General features: G+C 56.7%; 19 protein-coding genes. 9 read left to right on the top strand and 10 right to left on the bottom strand.

Going from position 1 to position 23,544, the window contains the following annotated elements:
* Positions 1 to 99: 99 nt before the first annotated feature.
* Positions 100 to 1,287, bottom strand: coding sequence for a hypothetical protein (locus tag Q0U90_RS05105; protein ID WP_297452377.1), 1,188 nt, complete (start codon positions 1,285 to 1,287; stop codon positions 100 to 102).
* 281 nt (positions 1,288 to 1,568) lie between these two features.
* Between Q0U90_RS05105 and Q0U90_RS05100 the strand changes: the two genes are divergently transcribed.
* From Q0U90_RS05100 to hrpA, 3 genes are all read left to right on the top strand, one after another.
* Positions 1,569 to 3,071 (top strand): DUF1846 domain-containing protein, encoded by a 1,503-nt coding sequence (locus tag Q0U90_RS05100; protein WP_297452376.1) that lies wholly within the window; start codon positions 1,569 to 1,571, stop codon positions 3,069 to 3,071.
* A gap of 102 nt (positions 3,072 to 3,173) precedes the next feature.
* On the top strand, positions 3,174 to 4,106 hold the full coding sequence (locus Q0U90_RS05095; RefSeq protein ID WP_297452375.1) for a rhodanese-related sulfurtransferase: 933 nt from the start codon (positions 3,174 to 3,176) through the stop codon (positions 4,104 to 4,106).
* A 94-nt stretch (positions 4,107 to 4,200) separates the two neighbouring features.
* A complete protein-coding gene (gene hrpA / locus Q0U90_RS05090; protein ID WP_297452374.1) occupies positions 4,201 to 8,256 on the top strand; it encodes an ATP-dependent RNA helicase HrpA in 4,056 nt (1,351 codons plus the stop codon).
* On the opposite strand, the gene nrdR is transcribed toward hrpA, so the two are convergent.
* Positions 8,253 to 8,735 carry a transcriptional regulator NrdR gene (nrdR, locus tag Q0U90_RS05085; protein WP_297452373.1) on the bottom strand — a complete coding sequence of 161 codons (483 nt, stop codon included), beginning with the start codon at positions 8,733 to 8,735 and terminating at the stop codon, positions 8,253 to 8,255. The two genes, hrpA and nrdR, sit on opposite strands and share 4 nt — an antisense overlap.
* 44 nt (positions 8,736 to 8,779) lie before the next feature.
* The gene (locus Q0U90_RS05080; RefSeq protein WP_297452372.1) at positions 8,780 to 8,908 is read right to left on the bottom strand and encodes a hypothetical protein; all 129 of its coding nucleotides are present in this window, start codon (positions 8,906 to 8,908) and stop codon (positions 8,780 to 8,782) included.
* Between the two features lie 691 nt (positions 8,909 to 9,599).
* On the opposite strand from Q0U90_RS05080, the gene lexA reads away from it, so the two are divergent.
* The 5 genes from lexA to Q0U90_RS05055 all read left to right on the top strand — a co-directional run bounded on the left by lexA (position 9,600) and on the right by Q0U90_RS05055 (position 14,736).
* Complete coding sequence (gene lexA, locus Q0U90_RS05075; protein WP_297452412.1) at positions 9,600 to 10,301, top strand: transcriptional repressor LexA; 702 nt, start codon at positions 9,600 to 9,602, stop codon at positions 10,299 to 10,301.
* A 93-nt stretch (positions 10,302 to 10,394) separates the two neighbouring features.
* Complete coding sequence (locus tag Q0U90_RS05070) at positions 10,395 to 11,174, top strand: DeoR/GlpR family DNA-binding transcription regulator (RefSeq protein WP_297452371.1); 780 nt, start codon at positions 10,395 to 10,397, stop codon at positions 11,172 to 11,174.
* Complete coding sequence (locus tag Q0U90_RS05065) at positions 11,171 to 12,142, top strand: 1-phosphofructokinase family hexose kinase (RefSeq protein ID WP_297452370.1); 972 nt, start codon at positions 11,171 to 11,173, stop codon at positions 12,140 to 12,142. Before Q0U90_RS05070 ends, Q0U90_RS05065 begins: the two co-directional genes overlap by 4 nt.
* A 21-nt stretch (positions 12,143 to 12,163) precedes the next feature.
* Entirely contained in the window at positions 12,164 to 14,323 is a 2,160-nt protein-coding gene (locus tag Q0U90_RS05060; protein ID WP_297452369.1) for a fructose-specific PTS transporter subunit EIIC, read from the top strand.
* 140 nt (positions 14,324 to 14,463) lie between these two features.
* The gene (locus Q0U90_RS05055) at positions 14,464 to 14,736 is read left to right on the top strand and encodes an HPr family phosphocarrier protein (protein ID WP_297452367.1); all 273 of its coding nucleotides are present in this window, start codon (positions 14,464 to 14,466) and stop codon (positions 14,734 to 14,736) included.
* Positions 14,737 to 14,772: 36 nt separating this feature from the next.
* Here the strand turns inward: Q0U90_RS05055 and Q0U90_RS05050 are convergent, their stop codons facing one another.
* The 5 genes from Q0U90_RS05050 to Q0U90_RS05030 form a co-directional block, all read right to left on the bottom strand.
* On the bottom strand, positions 14,773 to 16,116 hold the full coding sequence (locus Q0U90_RS05050) for a solute carrier family 23 protein (RefSeq protein WP_297452365.1): 1,344 nt from the start codon (positions 16,114 to 16,116) through the stop codon (positions 14,773 to 14,775).
* 88 nt (positions 16,117 to 16,204) lie between these two features.
* Positions 16,205 to 17,821 carry a GTPase HflX gene (gene hflX / locus Q0U90_RS05045; protein WP_297452363.1) on the bottom strand — a complete coding sequence of 539 codons (1,617 nt, stop codon included), beginning with the start codon at positions 17,819 to 17,821 and terminating at the stop codon, positions 16,205 to 16,207.
* Between the two features lie 74 nt (positions 17,822 to 17,895).
* Complete coding sequence (locus tag Q0U90_RS05040) at positions 17,896 to 18,213, bottom strand: FeoC-like transcriptional regulator (protein ID WP_297452361.1); 318 nt, start codon at positions 18,211 to 18,213, stop codon at positions 17,896 to 17,898.
* Between the two features lie 102 nt (positions 18,214 to 18,315).
* On the bottom strand, positions 18,316 to 20,301 hold the full coding sequence (gene feoB / locus Q0U90_RS05035; protein WP_297452359.1) for a ferrous iron transport protein B: 1,986 nt from the start codon (positions 20,299 to 20,301) through the stop codon (positions 18,316 to 18,318).
* A 41-nt stretch (positions 20,302 to 20,342) separates the two neighbouring features.
* Entirely contained in the window at positions 20,343 to 20,600 is a 258-nt protein-coding gene (locus tag Q0U90_RS05030) for a FeoA family protein (RefSeq protein WP_297452357.1), read from the bottom strand.
* Between the two features lie 281 nt (positions 20,601 to 20,881).
* Here Q0U90_RS05030 and Q0U90_RS05025 point away from each other — a divergent pair, with 281 nt between their 5' ends.
* Positions 20,882 to 21,661 (top strand): hypothetical protein, encoded by a 780-nt coding sequence (locus tag Q0U90_RS05025; RefSeq protein ID WP_297452355.1) that lies wholly within the window; start codon positions 20,882 to 20,884, stop codon positions 21,659 to 21,661.
* A 16-nt stretch (positions 21,662 to 21,677) separates the two neighbouring features.
* On the opposite strand, the gene dapF is transcribed toward Q0U90_RS05025, so the two are convergent.
* Complete coding sequence (dapF, locus tag Q0U90_RS05020) at positions 21,678 to 22,601, bottom strand: diaminopimelate epimerase (protein WP_297452353.1); 924 nt, start codon at positions 22,599 to 22,601, stop codon at positions 21,678 to 21,680.
* A gap of 31 nt (positions 22,602 to 22,632) precedes the next feature.
* Positions 22,633 to 23,535 (bottom strand): tRNA (adenosine(37)-N6)-dimethylallyltransferase MiaA, encoded by a 903-nt coding sequence (gene miaA / locus Q0U90_RS05015; protein ID WP_297452411.1) that lies wholly within the window; start codon positions 23,533 to 23,535, stop codon positions 22,633 to 22,635.
* Between the last annotated feature and the right edge of the window lie 9 nt (positions 23,536 to 23,544).

The following is a 23,544-nucleotide window of genomic DNA, read 5'->3' as shown; positions in this document are numbered from 1 at the left end:
CAGAAGCGCCCGAGGAACCTAGTTGGTTCTTCGGGCGCTTCTGTCGCTCTTATGGCTTTTTATCCGCTACGTAATCCTCCCCCCCCCTACAAAACCTCCTTACTGCTGTGGAGGGTAGTAGCCCGGATTTTCCTGCACTTCGTTTACTACTCGACGGCCACCGATGAGCTGACGATAGATGTGAACCTGAACCAAGACAGCCAGTGGCACTGTATACAGCATGCCGATGTAGAAGAGCAGTGCACCAGCAGAAGAAACAATCGATGTCAGAATCAATGCAACGAGCATCGTCCAATACTGAGGCTTCACCAGACGCCAAGCGACAACCGGCGATTCAAGCGCTGTTGCTCGACCATCGAAAACAAGAAGCGGCATAGTCGCTGTGATTGGCATCATGAAGACCGACATCACCAACACAACCAGGTAGCCCACTGGAATCATCGCGGCAGCAGCCTCACTGCCATTGGCTGACAGAGCTGCACCAGCGATGAAAAGCACCAAACCCGGAAGCGTGGCGAGCAGTCCCACCAAGAAAGTGACGATGTAGACACCGATTAGAGATCCCCACCGGTTGACGCGGAAGAAAGTTCCGTACTTCGGTACTCGACCATCAATGGCTTCAAATGCGCCGCGCATCATAAATATCTGCATCGCGAACATGCCCACGACAAATAGTAGTGCCATCGCGCCGACAGTCGCAAACATTGACCCTAGATCCTCAAACGGAACATCACCTGGGTTGTTAGGTTCGAAATCTGGGTCAAAGTCGCCAGATACGAAAAGTATTGCCGCTGCGCCAACAATCAGGGCGACTAGCAGAGCGAAGAACGTCAGCATGATGCCAAGCCAAGAACCGAAATTGCTGTTTAGACTGCGGAACGCAGCAGAAAACGCATTTCCAATGTCCACTTTCGCCGGCCCCTGTGCTACAGGCTTAACCGGTGGCTCATCTCCACCGGGCATGTTGACTCCAGGGGCAAGTGCGCCGGCTGCCGCATTTCCTCCAGCCGATTGCTGCCAGTAGCTTGACTCCGCACCATAGGCCTGGCCACCGTAGTTGTGGCTTGGCTCACCAGTTCCGTAGGCCGGAAGGTCTCCATACGCTTGCTCCTGGCCGTAGGCCTGATTCCACTGCGGTGAATCCTCCGGTCCACGTGGTCCGGACTGAGCATCAGACTCATAGTTATAGGGGTTATACCCCTGCGAACCATTGTCTTGGGACTCACTGTCCCCGGAATCACCGCCGTAAGAATCGTTGTTGCTATAAGGGTCGTTTGGATTGCTCATGAAGCAGATAGCTCCTGCCAAATTGTCGAATATATTTGAATGATGCGTATAACGGACTATACGTGAGGCCAGGATATCGCAAAGTTAGAAGGCCGAAAGTACGAGTCGAATTAAGCGCCTGGCACCCAATTAGGCGTCTAGCCATACCTACACAAGCTCAATCGTGGCGACGCACACAGTAGCCGATACGGCAATTGCAACGCGGTATCACTACCATGGACACGGTAGAATTTCGCCGTCTCTAGCGAGCTCCCCGCAGGCACAACTTCAGAAAGGTCACCATGGCTCAGGCTGTCGGTTTTAACCGCGAGAAGTACATCGAAATGCAATCCGCTCATATTAAGAAGCGGCGCGAAGAAATCGCAGGTGAAGGCGGCAAGCTCTACCTCGAAATGGGCGGCAAACTCTTTGATGACATGCATGCATCGCGAGTGCTGCCCGGCTTTACGCCAGATAACAAGATAGCCATGCTCGACCGTCTCAAAGACGATGTGGAAATCATGGTCTGCATCAATGCCAAGGATTTGGAGCGTCACAAGGTGCGCGCCGACCTCGACATCACCTACGAAGACGATGTGCTGCGTCTCGTCGATGTCTTCCGTGAGCGCGGGTTTGTTGTCGGCAGCGTCGTCGTCACGCAGCTTTCCGACGACAACGCTTTGGCGAACAACTTCATCGCGCGCCTGCAGCGACTCGGATTGAACGTAATCCGTCACCGCACCATCGAGGGCTATCCGACGAATACCGAAAAGATTGTCAGCGAGACTGGCTTTGGAATCAATGAGTGGGTGCAGACGACACGGGACTTGGTGGTAGTCACAGCTCCGGGCCCTGGTTCCGGGAAACTGGCGACCTGCCTATCGCAGATTTACCACGACCACAAGCACGGGATCCGCTCCGGTTACGCGAAGTTTGAAACTTTCCCCATCTGGAATCTAGCGCTCGAGCATCCGGTAAACCTGGCGTACGAAGCGGCAACGGCAGATCTCGACGACATCAACCTCATCGACCCCTTCCACCTAGCTGCTTACGACACCAAGGTCACCAGTTATAACCGCGATGTCGAGGTATTCCCCCTGCTTCGCACGCTGCTGGAGAAGCTCGCGGGCGAGTCGCCATACAAATCGCCGACGGACATGGGTGTGAATATGGCCGGTTACTGCATCGACGATGACGAAGTGTGCCGTGAAGCCTCCAATCAGGAGATTGTCCGCCGCTACTACAAGGCGCTTGTCGATGAGCACAAGAACAGCACGGACGACGAAGTCTCACAGCGCATTGCCATGATTATGAGCAAGGCGAACGTTTCGACCGCCGCGCGTAGAGTCGTGGCACGCGCACTCGAGATTGAGAAAGCAACCGGTGCGCCTGGCAGTGCAATCGAATTGCACGACGGCACGATTATTACCGGCAAAACCTCCGCACTACTCGGATGCTCGGCGGCGATGCTCCTCAACGCGCTCAAAAAGCTCGCCAATATCGACCCAGACCTGCACTTGCTCTCCCCTGCTGCCATTGAGCCTATCCAGACACTCAAGACGCATCACCTGGGCAGCCGAAACCCGCGCCTGCATACCGACGAGGTCCTTATCGCCCTCTCTGTGTCGGCGGCGACCAGCGACGATGCCCGCGCAGCTCTTGCAGAACTCAAGAACCTGCGAAACTGCGATGTCCACACCACCACGATTCTTGGCAGCGTGGACGAGACTATCTTCCGCAACCTGGGTGTCCTAGTCACCTCTGAGCCGAAGTACCAGAAGAAGGCTCTCTATCAGAAGCACTAGGTGATTCGGAGTGCTGACTGGGCCGAGCAGCGGAGCCCAGAACCAAACCCACAGCTCACGGCCAAAATAGGATAACTGGGCGAGCTGACTAGAATAGTTCCCGTGAGCATCAGCAAGATTCTTCTGTACTACCAGTTCGCCCCGCTATCCGATCCTCGTGCCATCATGCTATGGCAGCGCGATCTTTGTGAATCACTAGGTCTCAAGGGCCGCATCCTGGTCTCCGAGCACGGAATCAACGGCACCGTCGGCGGCGATCTTGAGGCGTGTAAGAAGTACATCAAGAAGACAAAGCAATACCCCGCTTTCCGCTCCATGCAATTCAAGTGGAGTGAAGGTGGCGCTGATGACTTTCCAAAGCTCTCTGTCAAGGTTCGCGACGAGATTGTCGCTTTCGGCGCTCCAGGTGAACTGAAGGTCGATGCTGACGGTGTCATTGGCGGCGGCACGCATTTGAAGCCGGAAGAGGTAAATAAACTAGTCGAGGAACGCGGCGCCGATGTCGTCTTCTTCGATGGCCGCAACGCCATGGAAGCAGAAATTGGCAAGTTTAAGAACGCCGTCGTCCCGGACGTAAAGACCACACACGACTTCATCGATGAGCTGGAATCCGGCAAATACGACTGGATGAAGGATAAGCCGGTTATCTCCTACTGCACCGGCGGTATTCGCTGCGAGATTCTCTCTGCGCTGATGAAAAACCGTGGTTTCGAAGAGGTCTACCAAATCGACGGCGGTATCGTCCGCTACGGCGAAAAGTTCGGCAATAAGGGGCTATGGGAAGGTTCCCTGTATGTCTTCGATAAACGTATGCACATGGAGTTCGGCGACGGCATCGAAGACGAGGACTACGTACAGCTCGGTCACTGCGTCCACTGCGGAAAGCCAACCAACACCTTCCAGAACTGCATCAACGAAGATACTTGCCGCCGACAGGTGCTTATCTGCGATGAATGCTGGGAACACACCGAGACTCAGCACTGTGGTCGCGAAGACTGCAAGGAAGTTGCAGAAGAGCTAGCAGCAGCTAAGTAAGCAGCTTTCCGCCGCCGCTGGCCCCGCTCGAGCACCGCGCAATCAACGTAGATGTGGGTTGTCTACACAGACACAGCTAATCTAGTAGGCAACCATGACTACTCCTGACCGTTCTGACAACCCAGCTCCCCGTACCCGAACCGGACATCGCACTTCCGGACACCGCAATTCCGCCAGGTCGCAGCGCACTAACAGGCCTGCCAAGGACACACGTAAGAAGGAGCTCTACCAGCTCGCTGACCAACTGCCGATTCGGGAGGCCCAGTCCTTCCGACGTCGGTTGAAGCGAGCATCCGCGCCGAAGGCGCTGTCTGCAATCTCTGCAGACCTCGAATTTTCGCTGGAGCGGTTAGAAGAGCGTCGTAAAGCAATTCCTCGCATCACCTACCCGGCGCAGTTACCTGTGTCTGCACGCCGCGACGACATTGCCGAGGCAATTGAGAACCATCAGGTCGTCATTATTGCTGGTGAGACCGGCTCTGGTAAGACTACGCAGATTCCGAAAATATGCCTCGAGCTGGGGCGCGGTGTGCGCGGCAAGATTGGTCATACGCAGCCGCGTCGTATCGCGGCGCGTTCGGTGGCGGAGCGCATTGCTCATGAGCTGGGCGAAAAGATTGGTCAGCACGTCGGCTATGCGGTGCGTTTCGATGACCGTGTCGGCAAGGACACCTGCATCAAACTGATGACCGACGGTATCCTGCTGGCCGAAATTGGCCGCGACCGCCTATTGCGCGAATACGACACGATCATCATCGACGAGGCGCACGAACGCAGCCTCAACATCGACTTCCTGCTGGGATATCTGAAGCATATTTTGCCGCAACGCCCAGACCTTAAGGTCATCATCACCTCGGCGACGATTGATCCGGAACGGTTCGCTCGACACTTCGCGCCTGACGACGAGCACCCTGCGCCCATCATCGAGGTGTCAGGACGCACCTACCCGGTGGAAATTCGCTATCGCCCGCTGGTGCAGACCGTCGTTGCGAAAAATGGTCAGGAAAAGGAAGTCGCTATCGAGCAGATTGATGGTGTTATTGCTGCGTGTGAAGAGCTCATGGGGCTTGGCGACGGCGACATCCTGGTGTTCTTTTCGGGTGAGCGAGAGATTCGGGAAGCTGCCGAAGCCATCGAGGGTAAACACTGGAAGGGTGTGGAAGCCGTCCCGCTGTTCGGTCGGCTATCTAATGCAGAGCAGCATCGAATCTTCACTCCGCACTCCGGGCGCCGCATTGTGCTGGCGACCAATATCGCGGAGACGTCGCTGACGGTGCCGGGTATCGAGTACGTCGTCGATACTGGCACCGCGCGCATTTCGCGCTACTCCACCCGCACGAAGGTGCAGCGCTTGCCAGTCGAGGACATCAGTCAGGCGTCCGCTAATCAGCGCTCGGGCCGCTGTGGTCGCGTGGCTGATGGTGTGGCGATTCGTCTCTACAGCGAAGAGGATTTTCTCTCTCGCCCGGAGTTTACGGATCCGGAGATTCTGCGCACCAACCTCGCATCGGTTGTGCTGCAGATGATTTCGCTGCGGCTTGGCGCGATTGAGGACTTCCCCTTTGTGCAGCCGCCGGAGCATAAAGCAGTACGTGATGGCATCAACCTGCTTACTGAACTGCAAGCCATTACCACTTCGTCGGGGTCTGGCTCGGGTTCCAGTACCGGTTCTCGCACCAGCTCTGGTGCTCCCGAGCTGACCGATATTGGCCGACAGATTGCCCGGATTCCAGTCGACCCGCGGCTTGCCCGCATGCTGGTTGAGGGCTACGAAAACACCACGCTTGGTGCTGTGACCGTCATCGTCGCTGCTTTGTCGCTGCAGGATGTCCGAGAACGTCCGCTTGAGTTCCAGGCTCAAGCAGATCAGCTGCATGCCCGATTTAAAGACACCACCAGCGACTTCAACTCCCTTCTGAAACTCTGGGAGTACCTGGAAGAAAAGCGCCGTGAGCTCAGCGGCAACCAATTCCGCAAGATGTGTAAGCGCGAATACCTGCACTACCTCCGTGTTCGAGAGTGGCAGGATTTGGTGCGTCAGCTCCATCAGGCAACTGCTGAGCTGGGCTGGAGTCTGTCGGCCCGCAGCTCGACCAGTGGTGTTGACAATCCCGAGGAGGTTGCCAAGTCCTTGCTCCCGGGATTGTTGTCCATGATTGGTACCCGTGAGGGCGAGGGTAAGGAATTCACTGGCACTCGCAACACTAAGTTCCTCATTCACCCCTCTTCCGCGCTGGCGAAGAATCCACCCCGCTGGGTGATGGCTGCGGAGATCGTCGAAACTTCTCGAACTTTCGCTCGAAACGTTGGCACCATTCAGCCTCAATGGGTCGAAAAGGTGGCTCCTCACCTGCTGAAACATCAGTACTCGGAACCGCACTGGTCGGCTAAACGCGGTGCGGCTATGGCTTACCAGAAGTCGACGCTCTACGGCGTGCCCGTAGTCGTTGACCGACTGGTGCCTTATCACCGTGTTGATGCGGATGCCGCACGCTCTATTTTCATCCGCTGCGCACTTGTCGACGGCGAGTGGAACACTCATCATGAGTTCTTCAAGAACAACCAAGACAAGCTGGCCGAAGCTGCGAAGATCGAGGAAAAGCAGCGGTCCCGCGGGATTGTCGTCGACGACGATGTTCTTTACGCGTTCTACGACTCCAAGTTGCCCGCTTCCATTACCACTGCAGCCAATTTTGACCGCTGGTGGAAAAAGACTAAACCCAAGCAGCCGAATCTCCTCGATTTCGATCCGAACAAGCTGCTCAATCCGGATGCCGGCGATATCGATGACAATGCCTTCCCCGAAATGTGGCAGCAGGGCTCCGTCGATTTCTCGCTGTCCTATAAGTTCGAACCGGGAGCTCCTGATGACGGCGTAACCCTTCGCGTCCCGGTTCCTCTCCTGGCGGGTCTGCGTGAAGATGGCTTCGACTGGCAGGTTCCCGGTCTGCGCGCCGAGCTCGCAGAAGCCTATATTCGCACTCTCCCGAAGGCTCTGCGTAAGTCAGTTGTCCCCGCCCCGGATTTCGCACGCCGCGCGCTGGAGACAATGACGCCGTATTCAGGGCGCTTCGTTGATGTTTTCGCCGATGCTTTACGACGACTCGGAGGCTCCGGCATCAATGGAGCTGATTTTGACCCGTCCAAGCTGCCAGCGCACCTGCGCTTTAACTATGCGGTTATCGACCGACACGGCAAGATTGTCGATCAGAGCCGTGATCTCGCCCCCTTGCGCGCTAAGCACGCGGCAACTGTCTCGACTGCCGTTTCGAAGCGTGCAAAGTCTGCAGCCCACGAAGCCGTGAAGAAATGGACTTCGGACAATCTCGGCACTGTGGCAGAGACAGTCAAAAGTACTGTCGACGGTCAATCGGTCACCATGTATCCGACGCTTGTGACCACTAAGGATGGCGTGGCCGTCGAAGTCAAACCAACTAAGGCCCAGGCCGAGGCCACATTGGCAACTACCAACCTGACTATGTTGTTGCGCGAATGCCCTGTCAACGCTGCACAGATGACTAAGGGACTTCCACTTCAGCAACGCGTTGGTGTGGATGCGTGGCCACATGGCGGCGCAGATGGACTTGTCGAAGACTGCCGCGTCGCAGTAATCCGCGATCGCATGATAGCTACTGGTGGCCCGGTACGATCCCCGGAAGAATTCAACAAGCTACTTGAACAGGTTCGCTCCGGTGTCGCCTCGGGGGTACGCCAGTTGGTTGTCGGCATCGCACAGGCCATGCCGGCCTATGTCTCGGTGACTAATCAGCTGGATAAGTGGGAAGGCGATGCTATTGACGATATGCGTCGCCAGCTGGGGTTCATGTTCCCCAAGGGAGCGGTGGCCAAGCACGGATGGCAGCACCTGCGTCATTTGCCACGCTATCTACAAGCGATGGAGATTCGCCTTGAGGAAATGAACCGCGATCCCGACCGTGATGCGGACCGTGAAGATGAGGTTACTGAGGCTCGTGAATACTTAGCTGCAAAACTCGAGCGGCTGCCCAAGGGGCGAGCGCATTCCGCGGAAGTTCGGGATATTCAGTGGCTTATCGAAGAGCTACGCGTCAGCCTCTTTGCCCAGCGTTTGGGAACAGCCCACAGTGTTTCCCTGACCCGAGTAAAAAAACGTGTGGATAAGCTGCGCTAAGGCATCTCCGTTTCCTTGCCATGCGCCTGTGGTTTCTTTCCTTTGCGCATGCTGGAGATTTCCTGGACGAAGTCATCCGCCGAAGAAAATGACTTGTAGACGGAAGCGAACCGGAGGTAACCCACCTCATCCAATTCTTTCAATGGTTCAAGGATGGCGAGACCGATATCATTTGAGTCCACCCGCGGCGTGCCCTTCTCGCGCAGGTTCTCTTCTACTTTTTGTGCGAGCTTCTTCAACTGGGACTCTGAGACCTCACGCCCTTGGCACGCGCGACGAACACCTTGAATGACTTTTTCGCGGTTGAATTCCTCGGGAATTCCGTCACGTTTAACGACCATCAACTGCGAGCGTTCTATTGTGGAAAAACGCTTTCCGCAGTTGACACACTCCCTGCGACGACGAATACCCATGCCGTTATCTATTAACCGTGAGTCCAAGACCCGAGTCTGCTCATGATGACAAAACTGGCAATGCACGCCTCCCAGTCTACGTCCAACCTCCCCGCTGAACGGACGATGGGCTATTGCGCGGAGTAGGAAGCGTATGTGGGTGTGAAAGTAGCTTCGACGGCTTCACTCTGGCCCTGCGCAAAAATGATGCTGCCGAAGAGGCCAAAGAAGATTCCAATCCCCAGTGCCCACACAGACATCAGACGCGTCAGATTAGCGCCCGCAGAGATGTCTCGGCGAAGTGGCTGCTGTGCCCTACTAATGGATAGCGCCGGTCGGCCGTAATTGACTGTTTCACGACTTGGGCGTGAACTATCCGACCTTGAGCGACGCGATGAAACAACGCTATTACCGCGCCCCGAAACTCGGGCATGCTGACCAGGCCTGACGATGTCTTGAGTACGAGAAGCACTTCGTTCGCCCCATACCAACGGAGTTTCCCGCCCAGACCGAGTCGAGACCTCAGAAACTTGAGAAAAGCCACGATTGGATGAGCTGTTGACACTCGGTGCAATAGCAACAGTTAACATTGTGTTTCTCCCTTTCCAACGTTGTCTCTCTCAGCGAATCCCGCTGAGAGTTCATCTGAGTTGTACGAACATTTCCGACGCTGTGGAGACTATGCCCAAGGGCGGATAGGAACGATTCATAAGAGCCCTGTTTATCAAACAGTCGTTCGAGCGCATTGCTATGTTCGATTTATAACAGCATGTTCGAAAATTGTCTAGCGGTATGCGGATTTATTTTCGAATTTACACTTCGCAACTACCCCCGTACTCGAAGGATGTGCGGAAATTTCTCACAACTTAACGGTTTTCCCCGTTCGATACTCGACGGTTCGAACAGTTTAAGGTTATGATTTATTCGAAAGAGTTTGAGAAGGGAAGTTCCATGGCTCAGAAGAAGAAAGCGAATGTTAAGACCCTCACCGACCGCCAGCGTCGAATCCTCGATGTCATCTCGGATGCCGTAGTTCTTCGTGGCTACCCACCAAGCATTCGCGAGATTGGCGATGCCGTCGGGTTAAACTCCACTTCTTCAGTGGCATACCAACTCAAGGAACTGGAAAAGAAAGGATTCCTCCGCCGGGATCCACACAAACCGCGTGCAGTAAACGTTCGGGATACTAAGTCCTCGGCTGGCACTTTCACTCCAGTCAAGCCAGGACCAAAGGCTACTGGCAGCACTCAGACTCCTGAAATGCCGGAGGATATGCCGGAACCAATCTTCGTTCCAGTCGTTGGCCAGATCGCAGCCGGAAACCCAATCTTGGCGGAGCAGCATGTGGAAAGTCACATGGCTCTCCCGATGGAAATTACAGGCAGTGGCCAGCTTTACCTGCTTAAGGTCGTGGGCGACTCCATGGTCGATGCCGGCATCCTCGATGGAGACTGGGTGGTTGTCCGCTCTCAAGAAGTGGTCGAACAAGGTGACTTCGTAGCGGCCCTCTTTGAGGATGAGGCAACAGTCAAGGAATGGCATGAAGATGCTGCTGGCAAGTGGCTTATGCCGCATAATCGCGCCTTTGATCCACTCCCCGCAGAACATGCCCGGATTCTCGGCAAGGTCGTGAGCGTCTTACGCAGTCTTTAATTTCCCACATCTTCATTGCCCGAAACAGACATAAACGGGCATACTTGAAGGGGATAGTAAGGCTGACGTTTTTTTAACAGCTAAGGAGCGGGAATGTACGCAGAAGAACGCCGCCGAAAGATTGCGTCACTGACAGCGGTCGAAGGACGTGTGACGGTCGCAGATCTTGCGGAGGCTTTTGACGTCACAGCTGAAACAATTCGGCGCGACCTTGCTCAACTTGATGCAGAAGGTGCAGTTCACCGCGTACACGGTGGTGCGGTGGCTACCCGCTCCTTCCAGACTGTTGAATTCTCCGTTGCCGCCCGAAAGAACGCACAAAAGGACGCAAAGCTTTCCATTGCGCGCCTCGCTGCCGATTTCCTCCCTGAGTCTGGCGGTGGAATTTTCCTCGACGCCGGTACAACTACTGAGGCTCTTGCCGAGCTGATGGTCCACTCCCCTGATAACCGCCGCTGGTCAGTGGTAACAAACTCCCTTCCCAACGCCATCACGCTCGCCGGTTCCAACCGCATTGAGCTCCAACTCCTCGGAGGCCAAGTTCGCGTCATTACCCAGGCCGTCGCCGGTGACACCGCGCTTCGTACACTTGCTGTGATGCGAGCAGATGTAGCCTTTATCGGTTCCAATGCTCTAACCATTGATCATGGCCTTTCCACTGCGGACCCCCAAGAGGCAGCGGTAAAGCGCGCAATGATTACGAACGCGCGAAAAGTCATTGTTATGGCGGACTCCACGAAACTCGGCCGTGACTTCCTTGTCAGTTTTGCAGCATTAGAAGATATCGATGTAGTTATTACGGATTCTTCTGCACCGGAACAGTTTGTTGATGACCTCAGGGAGCACGGTGTCGAGGTTGTGGTGGCTCCATGATCTTGACGCTTACTGTCAATCCGTCGATTGACCGATTGGCCCGGCTGGACACTGAGCTCAAGCGAGGTGGTGTGTTCCGCCTACCTATGTCTGAGGACATGGCCGGCGGCAAGGGCATTAATGTTTCTAAGGCGCTCCACTACGCGGGCGAGGACACGCTCGCGCTCTATCCAGCATCGGACTCCGGTAAGTTCTCGCGTCTGCTCGAGGTCTCTGGCATTCCCCACGATGCCATTAACACGACAAATGAGGCCCGCGTTAACCTCACGCTTGCAGAGCCCGACGGAACGACAACCAAACTCAACTCCCCTGGTATGACTCTGACAAAGGCACACCGTCGGCGCGTATTGGAGAAACTCATCCACCATGCCAAGCGTGCAACGTGGGTAGTCTTTGCCGGTTCCCTGCCTCCTGGTGTCCCGAGAGATTTTTACGTCCAATGCACCGAAGCCATATATTCGGTCAATCCAGAAGCACGTATCGCAATGGACACCAGCGACGGTCCATTGACCGAAGTCGTTCGTGCTTTCCCGAAGGTCCAACCGTTCTTAATGAAGCCGAATGCCTACGAACTCGGCCAAATCATCGATGAGGACGGCGCGGCACTTGAAGCAGCGGCAGCTGAGGGTAATTACCTCCCGGTCGCAAAGGCGGCTCGGACCCTGAACGAACTTGGAGTTCCCGAAGTTCTGGCAACCCTAGGTGAAGCCGGAGCTGTGCTGTCAGTAAAGTCGGGCAGCTGTTTCGCGGCCACATCACCATCCATAGTTGCGCAATCGACCGTTGGCGCCGGCGACTGCGCCTTGGCCGGTTACGTTATGGCTCGTCAACGGGGCGACAGCTACCAAGATGCACTCGCCAACGCCGTGGCTTACGGCGCAGCTGCGACCAGTCTTCCCGGTACGACTATCCCCTATCCAGAGCAGGTTCATCCCGATGCTGGCCAATCATGGCAGCTCGATGCCTAGATAAGGAACTGTAGAGGCCCAATGTCTTCCTCGGCTGATTTCTCCACTATTGCATCACAGTTGGCCGATGAGTCGACAGTGTTCCTGGATCTCAATGTGGGATCGACAAAAGAGAAGATTCTTGAGTACCTCATTGACAGTGCAGTAAAGTCCGGCCGTGCCACTGACCGGAACGATATCGTCGCAGCCGCTCTGAAACGCGAAGAAAAGGCTCCGACCGGTCTACCAGGTGGGATTGCTATCCCCCACTGCCGTCATAAGGACTGGACGCAACCGACTCTGTTGTTCGCTCGCTTAGACAGCGCAACAGAATTCACCACTCCTGATGGTCCTGCCGATCTGCTCTTTTTCATTGGGGTGCCAACAAGTAGTAGTGAAGTCCACGTCGATATTCTGGCAGCACTCGCCAAGGCACTGCGAGACAAAAGTTTCCGCGCGGCCCTGCGCGGGGCCGAAAGTGATTCAGAGGCCGCCCGAATTATTGGTGAGCACATAACCAAAGCGCCTCGTCGTAAGGCGAAAAATACTGAGACAAATACACATATCGTCGCCATCACAGCATGTCCTACAGGCATCGCTCATACCTACCTTGCGGCCGAGGCTCTTACGGGCGCAGCACAAGGCATGGCTGATGTCACATTAACGGTAGAGACACAGGGTTCTGCGGGTACGCAGGAAGCACCCACTGATGCGGTCCAGCGTGCCGACGTAGTGGTGATTGCAGCCGACATCGGAGTTACCGGGCTGAAGCGTTTTGGCGATAAGCCGCAGCTCAAGGTTCCCATTCGGAAGGCAGTGAATGAGCCAACTACAGTCATTGAGCAAGCGAAAGCGATGGCAGAACAGTCACGCATTCGGGCATATGACCGCAAGGCGCAAGAACCTACGGGCGACCACAGTCAGGAAGCCAGCGCGAAAAATGGCGCTTTTAGTACAGCCACAGCAAGCGAAGGCCCCCAAACGACCAGCGAGGATGGGGCGCGGGGATTGTCGTTAAGTGGGGAAAAGAGTTTCGGGCACTGGATCCGTGATGCGATTATGACCGGCGTCAGCTACATGGTGCCGTTTGTGGCGGCCTCGGGGTTGTTGATTGCTCTGGGATTTCTGGTCGGTGGCCATCAAATTGGGTTGGTGGCTGATGTAGTGACTCGGGACTTCCGCATATCGGAAATCATGGGCTTGAGAGCTCCGGTTTCTATCCCGACCCGCGATTACGGCCCGGTCCTGATTGATCGAGGGGGGCTGTGGACCTATCTAGGGTCAGCACTTTTCGCCATCGGTAATCACGGCATGCAGGTCATTGTTGCAGTCATGAGTGCCTATATCGCCTTCGGCATGGCCGGCAGACCTGGTCTTGCCCCTGGCTTCATCGGTGGTGCCATTGCAATCACTGTTGGCGCGGGTTTCCTCGGAGGCTTGGCGACAGGCGTTTTGGCAGGTCTCGTAGTGGCCTTGCTTTTGAGGCTGAAAGTCCCAGACTGGCTACGGCCTCTTATGCCCGTCGTAGTGATTCCGATGCTCGGTGCCATGGTCGTTGGGCTCACGATGTATCTGCTGCTCGGCATGCCGTTGGCGTGGCTAATGGCAACGTTGCAGCAGTGGCTACAGTCACTGAATACAACGACGGCATTCCTCTTCGGTGGCCTTCTTGGCGCAATGATGTGCGTAGACATGGGTGGCATGGTGAACAAGGCCGCCTACCTTTTTGCTGTCGCAAGCGCTGCCTCTGCAGACCCAGCATCATGGAAAATTATGGCCGCTGTGATGGCAGCGGGCATGGTACCTCCGCTAGCAACCTCGTTGGCCGTAATGATCCGACCAAAGCTTTTCAGTTCCGCAGAGCGTCAAAACGGTAAGGCTGGTTGGGTGCTTGGCGCGGCGTTCATTTCGGAGGGCGCTATTCCGTTTGCAGCAGCCGATCCGCTGCGCGTTATTCCCTCAATTGTGGTTGGCGGAGCTATTACCGGTGGCACCTCGATGGCGTTGGGCGCCGCTACGCGGGTTCCTCACGGAGGTGTCTTCGTCATCTTTGCAATTGACAGCCCATTTGCGTGGCTTGCCGCGATTGTTGTGGGCAGCGCCGTGGCAGCTGTGCTTATCGTGCTAGCGAAGAGCTTTTGGCCGCGGCAGATCGCCACCGACGAACAAACCACAAGGGCAGGCATTCCAGCAGAAGCGTAGTTTTTACCGCTTTGGCCGACTAATTTGCTCGAGCATTTCAGCAAATTTCACCCAACATTCCACATCCCACGCTGGCAAGCGATTAAGCTCAGACAGGGGGTCGAGAAACTCGATAGGCAGAAAGGCAGGGTGCCGCCCGCATGGTTACGCAACATGTCCACGTCGGATCCAAGGTGGGCATTCATGCCCGCCCTGCAACAGTTATCGCTGAGCGGGCCGCCCGTTTTCAGGAAGAAATCCTGGTCGAGCTCGTCGACTCGCCTGAACCCGATAACGAACCAGCGGATGCTTCATCTTCGCTGATGCTCATGGCACTGGGCGCAGAATTCGGCGACGAGGTCACTGTGACAAGCACCAACGCAGTTGCAGTAGAGGCAATTGTAGAACTCATCGCCCAAGATTTGAGTGATTAAAGATAAAAGAGCTTATAGCTGCCCACACCGGGTGAGCTATGAGCGGTTCTCACCAACGCGGTTGTAGAGCCAGTTCAAAATTGGGTAGCCGACAATAATGCCGACCGAACCCCAAGCAATGCCCTCCAGTGTCAGTGAACCAATGTCTAGGGTGAGGTTGCCGATACCTGCAATCAGCGCGGTGGCCGCCGCGGTGAGATTTACCGGGTTGTTGAAGTCGACTTTTTCGTCCATCCAGATGCGCACGCCGAGCAGACCAATTAGGCCGTAGAGCACCATCGTTGCTCCGCCGAGCACACCGGTGGGGATGGTCAAAATGAGTGCGCCAAACTTTGGAATGAACGCCAGTGCAATTGCGGTGAAAGCAGCAACCCAATAAGCGGCAGTCGAGTACACGCGGGTGGCAGCCATAACGCCGATGTTCTCAGCGTAGGTGGTGGTGCCGGAACCGCCAGCAGAACCTGCGATGGTAGTGGCAAGGCCGTCTGCGATAAGCGCATCGCCAGCAATGTCATCGAGGTTTCGACCGGTCATGGCCGCGACAGCCTTAACGTGCCCGACATTCTCCGCAATCAGCACGACAATGACGGGCAGACCAATCAACATGGCATTGAAGTGAAACTCGGGAGCATGGAATGCTGGCAGACCAATCCACGCGGCATTGCCGACAGTTTCAGTAGCCTCTGGCGAAAGGTTTCCAGTGGCGGCAGCGAAAATCCAGCCAATTAGTACACCGATGAGAACGCCCAGGCGGCTGACCATACCGCGACCGGCCACGGTCGCGAGAATAATAGAGGCCATGGTGACAAAAGCAACCAGCGGCTGAGTGGCGAAGTTCTCTGTGGCGGCAGGAGCCAGGTTAAGGCCAATCAGGGCGACGATGGCGCCGGTTACTGCAGGGGGCATTACCGCATCGAGCACCCGCTTGCCGGCGAACTTCACCGCGAAGCCAACCAGCATGAGCGCGATACCGGCGGAGAGCACGACACCGAGCTGAACACCAATGCCCTGCGCCTGCGTCGCGGTCAGCGGTGCAATGAAGGCAAACGACGAACCGAGGTACGAGGGCAAGCGATTTCGGGTGATCAGCAGGAAGACAATTGTGCCGATACCCGAGAACAACAGCGTGGTGTTGACCGGGAAGCCGGTCAACAACGGAACCAGGAGCGTTGCTCCAAACATGGCAATGACGTGCTGTGCGCCGATGCCAATTGTGCGTGGCCAATCAAGGCGTTCGTTCGGAGCAACCACAGCTCCTGGAGCGATTTTTCGACCGTCACCGTGAATATCCCAACGAAAAAGACGGCCGCGTTCGGCATTTTCAGCCGGTGGAGTTGCGGAGGTTGCCTGTTGGGCCTCCGCGTCAGAAGTAGAATTCATGGTTGTAATGCTAGTGGATACCCACCGCGATTCCCGCGACGAATCCTGCCTTCGTTACAGAGCCGTCCGGGCTCTGTAACCGCCCGAATTAGCTAAACTCCGCGTCGATGTGCTTTTCCATATCCGATTCAGCCATGAACTCTGTGCTTGCTGCGGGCTCGATGTGGTATGCCGACAGCTCATTAGCCAGGCTCGTGGGCAGTCGGACATCCATCTGAGTGCCCTGCTCTGTCCATGTCTCTGAGAGAACGGTCGCGTCCTCGTGCAGCATAGAGACAATATTGCCCTTGTCATAGGGAATCAACATCTGAACGTGAGACTCCAACTCATTGAGGGCAAGCTCGAGGCGGGTCTCTAACTCACTAATCCCCTCGCCTGTCCGCGCAGAGACAAAGACCGCGTCATCGAGTTGGTGGCGCAACTGAGCCAGGGTGATGCCATCGGCCTTATCCACCTTGTTGACCACGAGCAGCTCTGGCGGAATCTCAGCCTTTTCTTCCTCCGCGATTTCATTAATGACCTTATTGACGGCCTTAATCTGCTCAAGCGGGAATGGGTCCGAAGCATCTACGACGTGCATAATGACGTCTGCTTCGAGTACCTCTTCCAAGGTCGAGCGGAAAGCTTCAATGAGCTGCGTCGGCAGGTGGCGAACAAAACCGACCGTATCGGTCATAATCACCGTGCGTCCGTCGCGAAGCTTGGTGCGGCGCGTCGTCGGATCCAGCGTTGCGAACAGCGCGTCCTCTACCAGCACACCAGCGCCTGTCAGTGCGTTGAGCAGCGAAGATTTACCCGCATTGGTGTAGCCGACAATCGCGACGCGCGGCAGGTGCCCGGCCTTACGACGGGCACGCTTAATCGCACGCGCCGTTTTCATACCCGCCAATTCCTTGCGGATCCGCGCCATGTCCTGGCGCAGTCGCTGACGGTCAGTTTCAATCTTGGTTTCACCCGGTCCACGCAGCCCCACGCCGCCGTTGGAACCCGCGCGACCACCTGCCTGACGTGACAGGTTGCCGCCCCAACCACGCAGACGCGTGTAGAGGTACTGCATCTGTGCCAGCGAGACTTGCGCCTTGCCCTCCTTGGACTTCGCATGCTGCGCGAAGATATCCAGGATCAGCATGGTGCGGTCAATGACCTTGGCATCAAGACGGTCCTCCAGAGCGACCAATTGACCGGGCGACAGCTCACCGTCACAGATGACCGTATCGGCGCCGGTGGAAGCAACAATGTCGCGTAGCTCATTGAGTTTTCCCGACCCCACATAAGTACCGGGATCCGGCTTATCGCGGCGCTGCAGCACCATCTCTAAAACTTCCGAACCGGCTGTCTCGGCCAAGGCGGCGAGTTCTTCCATCGCCACTTCAGCTTCCCGCAGCGTTCCCGATGTCCAGACACCGAGCAGCACAACGCGTTCCAGGCGGAGCTGACGGTACTCGACCATCACCCCTTCGGAGTCGGTGTGGGTGGCCGACCTGGTCAGGCGTCGCAGAGAGGAACGCGCCTCCAAATCCAAATCACCGACAGTAGGTTCCCCATGCGTGCCGACGTTCGCAGCGAACACATCCCCCGAGGCGCTATCGGTGGCTTCACCGTCATCGATAGCGCCTGTGAAAAAGTCGTCCATCTCGTGCGAGGTGCTCTCTTGCTGCGAGGTGTTGTCGCTGACCTCATCAAAGTTGTTGGAAAAATTCGTCATACTAGCTGCCATTGTCGCATGACAGGGCAAATTCTCCGCATTGTGTGCGGAGAATACCGTGGCCAGACCGAGACCTAGGCTGCGGAATGCGGCCTGCGCGTCAACACAAGTGCAACAGGTCCGCTATTGGAGCTGCTACCAGTACACGTACCGCTGTCGGACATTCCGCAGTTGGAGCAACCACCGCCCGGGCACATGCCACCGAGGGACTCCCGTCGCAGTTGGCCGGTGAGTTCCATGCGGTCAAGGATGAGGTCGACCGTTGCACGCTGCAGGCCGGTGATTTCGCAAATCTTGTGCCGAGAGCTGATACCCTGCGCGATTGCATCTTGGACAGCTTCCGAAGGCTGACGGCGAACCGGCGCTTCTTTTCTGCTGCTAAAGAATCCCACGGCAATAGCTCCTTTCAGTGCCTGGTTTCAATTTTGATCTGGTTTGTAGTTGGCACATGTGATTTAGCAGTCTTGCCGAAACCACGAGGAATCTACGAGGTTTTACAGGAACACCTTCAGCCCCTGGAAAACGACCACGGCCAGTGCCCAGGCGACGAAAATCTGCGCGACCAAACCGAAGACTGTCCATTTCAGGCCGATTTCCCGGCGCTGCGCTGCCAGCGTAGCCACGCATGGCGTGTAGGCCAGCAGGAAGATCATGTACGCCCACACTGCGGCTAGACCATGGCCGCCGGAGGCTTCGTCGAAGTCGCGGCGAATATTGTCCGCGAGTGGGCTGGAGGCCTGTTCGCTCGACTCAGAGTCGGTGACATCTTCCACTGCGTAGGTCTGTGCCCAGGTAGAAATCACGGCTTCCTTAGCTACAAAGCCAGTTACCAACGGACCGGTCAGGGACCATGTACCAAAGCCTGCTGGGTTAAATACCGGCGCGATGGTCGCACTGACGGAGCCGTAGGCGGAATCCTGCGGTGCCAATTCCTCATCGGCGAACGAGTGCCCAGGAACGATTGGGATGGACATCAGGAGCCAGACAACAATAACGGTGCTGACGATAATTCCACTGGCGGTCTGCAGGAATCCCTTCAGTCGCATCCACATGACCGACAATGCCAGGCGTGCAGTCGGCAGCTGGTAGGTCGGCAGGTCAATGACGAGTGGTTCCGACGGCATGGTGCGCCATAGAGTTTTTCGCAGCGCCACGCCCGTCAGGATGATTAGCAGAATCGAGATCACGTACATCGCAAATACGACCGTGCCGGCATGGTCCGGGAAGAACACAGCACCCAACATGACATATACAGTCAGTCGTGCCGAGCAGGATGTGAACGGCACCAGAAGTGCCGTCAGAATGCGGTGGCGCGGATTACTCAGCACACGTGTCGCCGAAATCGCCGGCACGTTACAGCCAAAGCCAACAATGAGCGGAATGAACGCCTTGCCCGGCAGACCAATTGCCCGCATGAAACGGTCAGCTACCACGGCCGCACGCGCCATGTATCCGGAATCCTCCAGCACCGCGAGGCACAGGAACATCAGCGCCATCAGCGGGACGAAGGTCAACACCATGCCGACACCGCCGATAATGCCGTTGACAAGCAACCCTGTGACAATAGGATGATTCCACCCCATCGCCTCCAGCCCGCGCGTGACCAGATCCGCAAAGCTGCCAGTAATCAGAGCTTCCAGACCGTCCTGCAGTGGCGCTGCCACCGTCGTCGTGATTTGGAAGACAGCCCACATGACCGCCAGGAAGATGATTGGACCGAGCACTGGGTGAAGTACCACATCATCAATGCGGTCCGAGAATGTCTGGCGGTCCTCTACCCCACCCGTTGATGCCGCAACTGCTGCGTCGATAGCGGCAAAACGCGCCTCATCCAGGCTTTCGGTCGATTCGCCATTCACCTGGCGAATCGGCGAAAGCACCGAACTACATCCGCTCAAAGCAGCTGCCACCGCGTCGGCCAACCGCGACATGCCCGCTTTTCGACGGGGATCCAGCGCCACTACCGGCATGCCCATAGCTGACTGCAACGCGTCCGGATTCACATCGATGCCCTTGGCCTTGGCTACATCGAGTTTGGTCAGGGCCAGCACAATACGTTGTGGCTGTTCGGCCAGCTCTGCAGCCATATAGAGGCCACGCCCCAGAGCCGTGGCATCGACAACAATTACGACGAGGTCCGGGCGCTCTGCCTCCGGCTTTTCAATGAGCATTTCACGGGTGAGCTCCTCGTCTGGGCTCATGGCATCCAGAGAGTAAGCACCTGGGAAGTCGATGACATCGTACTCAGCGGTATCGGTCTTCCATGCACCGCGACTGACCTCGACGGTCGTACCCGGCCAATTGCCCATCTGCGCTTTTGCGCCAGTCAAACTATTAAACAGTGTTGACTTGCCGGAGTTCGGCGCGCCAACAACTGCGACAACAGGGGCGCCGGCCTTCGCTGGTGCACCGCCACTGCACGCATGGCAGCTCGGCGTGGAAGCGAATTTTCGCGTTGAGGAATCCGTAGGTGTTGTCATGGTGAACTTTCAGGAGAGAGGTGAAAACAGATGCAGGGGAACTACCCTGCGACGGACATCTTGCGCAGGGTGCTGGCATCGATGGCGTAGCGCGTTGAACCTGCATGGACGATGCGGCCCCCGCCACTCGTGCTCCGCCCAACGGTGACGCTCATTCCAGGGCGTAGCCCCAGTTGTGAAAGCCTGCGGCACAGCTGCTCATCCACATGGGGAGCACCTAAAGTAACGGTTGTCCCCGCCGGGACGTCGGCAAGCGATTGAGAATCTTCCGACTGGTTTCGAGACCGCAGTCCGAGCATGAGAGACCTCGCTTATGTCTATAGCAATTACGCTAAGCAAATGACGTTTACGAAGGCTATCCTACTCTTAGGTAGCCCTAAATGCAATAAACCGGGTGCACCTAAGGAAAGTCATTTATGTCACACTTAACCTTTCCCTATTTAGGGTTGGAGTGCGATTAGTGCATCCGAAGAGTCGACCTGCCATCACTACACAGGCTCACATGAGTCGTGTAACTCCATTGACCGGCGCGCGATTCGTTAGTTCGCACACTGTGTAATGGGAAGTATCATCAGAAGTTATGACTACTGACTTGCGAAGCATTGGTTTGGACTACCCCAGCTGGCGGGACGCAATGGAAGCCGCGATTGCCAGCGACAACCTCTCAGTCATCGGCGAGGTACGCGGAGGCCAGCTAGTTCGTTTCGAAGATCCCTCTGGTGCACGCCTGCACATCCTGGGCGTTGAACCTTTTTCCACCTATGCGGGCTTCGCGGGCAGCCCGACCGTCACCGCGCACGTATCCAGCGTGGACGACGTTCTAGCGCTCGTGGAAATCGTCGAAGACGACCCATCCTCCGACAACTTTGACAAGGTCATCGAGGTCGCCTGCTGCCTGCTGTCGCAGGGCCCCATGATTGTGGATGCCGGCACACAGACCTTCGAGCATGTCGCACTGTCAGCACTCGCAACTGACTTCACCCTCGACGCATCTGCCGAGGACTACGAAGAGCGCACTGGCACGACCCCGACCACGCTGGACTTCGTTGGCGCCAAGGCGATTGTCGGAGACCAGGTCGGCAAGACCGCCCCCAGCGCCACGGTAAAGTTGGCCGGTGTTATCAACAACTCCCGCAAACATGTCAATGAACTAACCGGCAAGAAGTTCTGGGTTCTCAACCTCGCACTGCCCACTCCCATGGATGTACTTGTCCCCGGTGGCGATGAAGCACCACAGCCAGGCATGGTAGTCTCCGGCACTTTTTCGCTAACCGGTGAGATTATCGCACCGCAGGGCTGTGGCGGTGGCTGTGGTGAGGGTGGCTGCGGGTGTGGCGAGGGTGGCTGCGGCGGCCACTAAGCCGCTAACTCGCCCCTTACAGCACTTCCAGGTCAACTTCGCCGTGAGTGTGGATCACGCTCGGACCGGTCAAGGTCGCCGAGAAGCCACCATCGGTATCGCTGGCTTCATGGACCCCCACGGTCACCACACCGCCGGGCACCTTGACCGTCACGGTCCCCTCAGTACGGCCGGAATCAGCCAGTGCGGCAATAGCCGCCGCGACAGTGCCAGTTCCGCACGAGCGGGTTTCACCAACTCCGCGTTCTATTACCCGCATGGATACCGAATCAGAGGCATCCAGCGGGGTGACAATTTCCAAGTTGACGCCGTGCGGGAACATCAATTCGTCGGCAAGCACTGGCTTTGCGGTACTGCCCGCAGCTTCCAACCCCAGCTCCGCCAGGGCGTTGGCGTTCATCCCCGGCATAACGCAGGCTAAATGCGGATTTCCCACGTCAACACCCAGACCAGCGAATTTCTGCGCCGTCTCGCCCGAACCAACGAACGCAGTAGCTACACCGAGTACCTCTGGCTGCCCCATGTCGACTCCCACGACTGCACGCGTTCGACTGAGCTGACTAATTGAGACCGCGCGTAGCCCTGCTCTGGTACCCACCCGCAAAGTTCCGTCGACGACGCTGTCGGGACTGTGGATTGCTGAGACATAGTGCGCAAAGACACGTACACCATTGCCACACATCTCGGCGATGGAGCCGTCGCCATTGCGGTAGTCCATAAACCAATCGTCTGCTTCAACACTCTCCGGTAATGCCTCTAAAACACCGGCATCCACGAGATTTCCCGCACGAGCCACGCGCAGAACACCATCAGCACCGAGACCACGCTGTCGATCACACAGCGCGGCGACCAACGGCTCGGTCAAATCAATCGATACCGAATCATCGGGAAAAATCAGGAAGTCGTTTTGCGTGCCGTGCCCTTTAGCGAATGAAACCATGCTCCCGATGCTAGTGGCACAGGGGCACCGTCTATAGCCCCAACACAGAAAAAGCTTGCACCGGCACATCACCGTCCGCATCCAGCCAGGAAATCCGGTGATCGCGGTTGAACCATGAGCGCTGCCTACGCACGTACCTGCGCGTGCCGGTAATGGTGCGCTCACAGGCCGTGTCCAAGTCGTAAACGCCATCTAAGTAGTCCAACACCTGGGCGTAGCCGATTGCGCGGCTAGCGGTGACACCTTCACGCAGCCCCTGTTCAACCAACCGCTCCGTTTCCGCGACCAAACCGGATTCGAACATGGCCTTTGTGCGCTGTTCAATCCGAGGATTCAGCCATTCGGTCTGCGTACGCAATCCCAGGATTCGAGTATTCCACCGCGGTGGCTGATCAATCGACGGCTTCGAAGCCGCAAACGGCTTTCCTGTCAGCTCAATGACCTCCAACGCCCGGACTGTGCGACGCGGGTCATTGGTCTCAATAATCGCCGCGGCCTCCGGGTCAATCTCGGCGAGCTGATCATGCAACGCCGCCGGGCCAATCTCGTCCTGCACAGCCTCCCACTTTGCGCGCACCTCCGGGTCTGTAGGTGGAAATTGCCAGTCGTCCACCAGGGCCTGTACGTACATCATCGACCCACCGACAAGGATGGGGATTTTTCCCCGCGCGCGAATATCCTCTACATCCGCGACCGCCTCACGCTGATACGTCGCCACACTAGCCGGCTGTGTCACATCCAGCACATCGAGTTGATGATGCGGAATCCCCCGCCGCTGGGCCACCGACAGCTTCGCCGTACCAATATCCATCCCCCGATAGAGCTGCATGGAATCAACATTGACGACTTCACCGCCAAGTTGCTCCGCGAGCACCAGCCCCAAATCCGACTTTCCCGACGCCGTTGGCCCCACCACCGCAATCGGAACCGGCAAGCTCTCACT

It is taken from the genome of uncultured Corynebacterium sp. (genome assembly GCF_946998835.1).
In the GTDB taxonomy this organism is placed as follows: domain Bacteria; phylum Actinomycetota; class Actinomycetes; order Mycobacteriales; family Mycobacteriaceae; genus Corynebacterium.
The sequence above is the reverse complement of the archived record's forward strand: the minus strand, read 5'-3'. Positions and strand labels throughout refer to the sequence as shown.

Excerpts from the sequence above, each read along its gene's own strand:
- Q0U90_RS05105 (WP_297452377.1), bottom strand. The coding sequence starts at position 1,287 with ATGAGCAATCCAAACGACCCTTATAGCAACAACGATTCTTACGGCGGT.
- Q0U90_RS05100 (WP_297452376.1), top strand. The coding sequence starts at position 1,569 with ATGGCTCAGGCTGTCGGTTTTAACCGCGAGAAGTACATCGAAATGCAA.
- hrpA (WP_297452374.1), top strand. The coding sequence starts at position 4,201 with ATGACTACTCCTGACCGTTCTGACAACCCAGCTCCCCGTACCCGAACC.
- Q0U90_RS05080 (WP_297452372.1), bottom strand. The coding sequence starts at position 8,908 with ATGTCTGTGTGGGCACTGGGGATTGGAATCTTCTTTGGCCTCTTCGGC.
- lexA (WP_297452412.1), top strand. The coding sequence starts at position 9,600 with ATGGCTCAGAAGAAGAAAGCGAATGTTAAGACCCTCACCGACCGCCAG.
- Q0U90_RS05070 (WP_297452371.1), top strand. The coding sequence starts at position 10,395 with ATGTACGCAGAAGAACGCCGCCGAAAGATTGCGTCACTGACAGCGGTC.
- Q0U90_RS05065 (WP_297452370.1), top strand. The coding sequence starts at position 11,171 with ATGATCTTGACGCTTACTGTCAATCCGTCGATTGACCGATTGGCCCGG.
- Q0U90_RS05060 (WP_297452369.1), top strand. The coding sequence starts at position 12,164 with ATGTCTTCCTCGGCTGATTTCTCCACTATTGCATCACAGTTGGCCGAT.
- Q0U90_RS05055 (WP_297452367.1), top strand. The coding sequence starts at position 14,464 with ATGGTTACGCAACATGTCCACGTCGGATCCAAGGTGGGCATTCATGCC.
- Q0U90_RS05050 (WP_297452365.1), bottom strand. The coding sequence starts at position 16,116 with ATGAATTCTACTTCTGACGCGGAGGCCCAACAGGCAACCTCCGCAACT.
- hflX (WP_297452363.1), bottom strand. The coding sequence starts at position 17,821 with ATGACGAATTTTTCCAACAACTTTGATGAGGTCAGCGACAACACCTCG.
- feoB (WP_297452359.1), bottom strand. The coding sequence starts at position 20,301 with ATGACAACACCTACGGATTCCTCAACGCGAAAATTCGCTTCCACGCCG.
- Q0U90_RS05030 (WP_297452357.1), bottom strand. The coding sequence starts at position 20,600 with ATGCTCGGACTGCGGTCTCGAAACCAGTCGGAAGATTCTCAATCGCTT.
- Q0U90_RS05025 (WP_297452355.1), top strand. The coding sequence starts at position 20,882 with ATGACTACTGACTTGCGAAGCATTGGTTTGGACTACCCCAGCTGGCGG.
- dapF (WP_297452353.1), bottom strand. The coding sequence starts at position 22,601 with ATGGTTTCATTCGCTAAAGGGCACGGCACGCAAAACGACTTCCTGATT.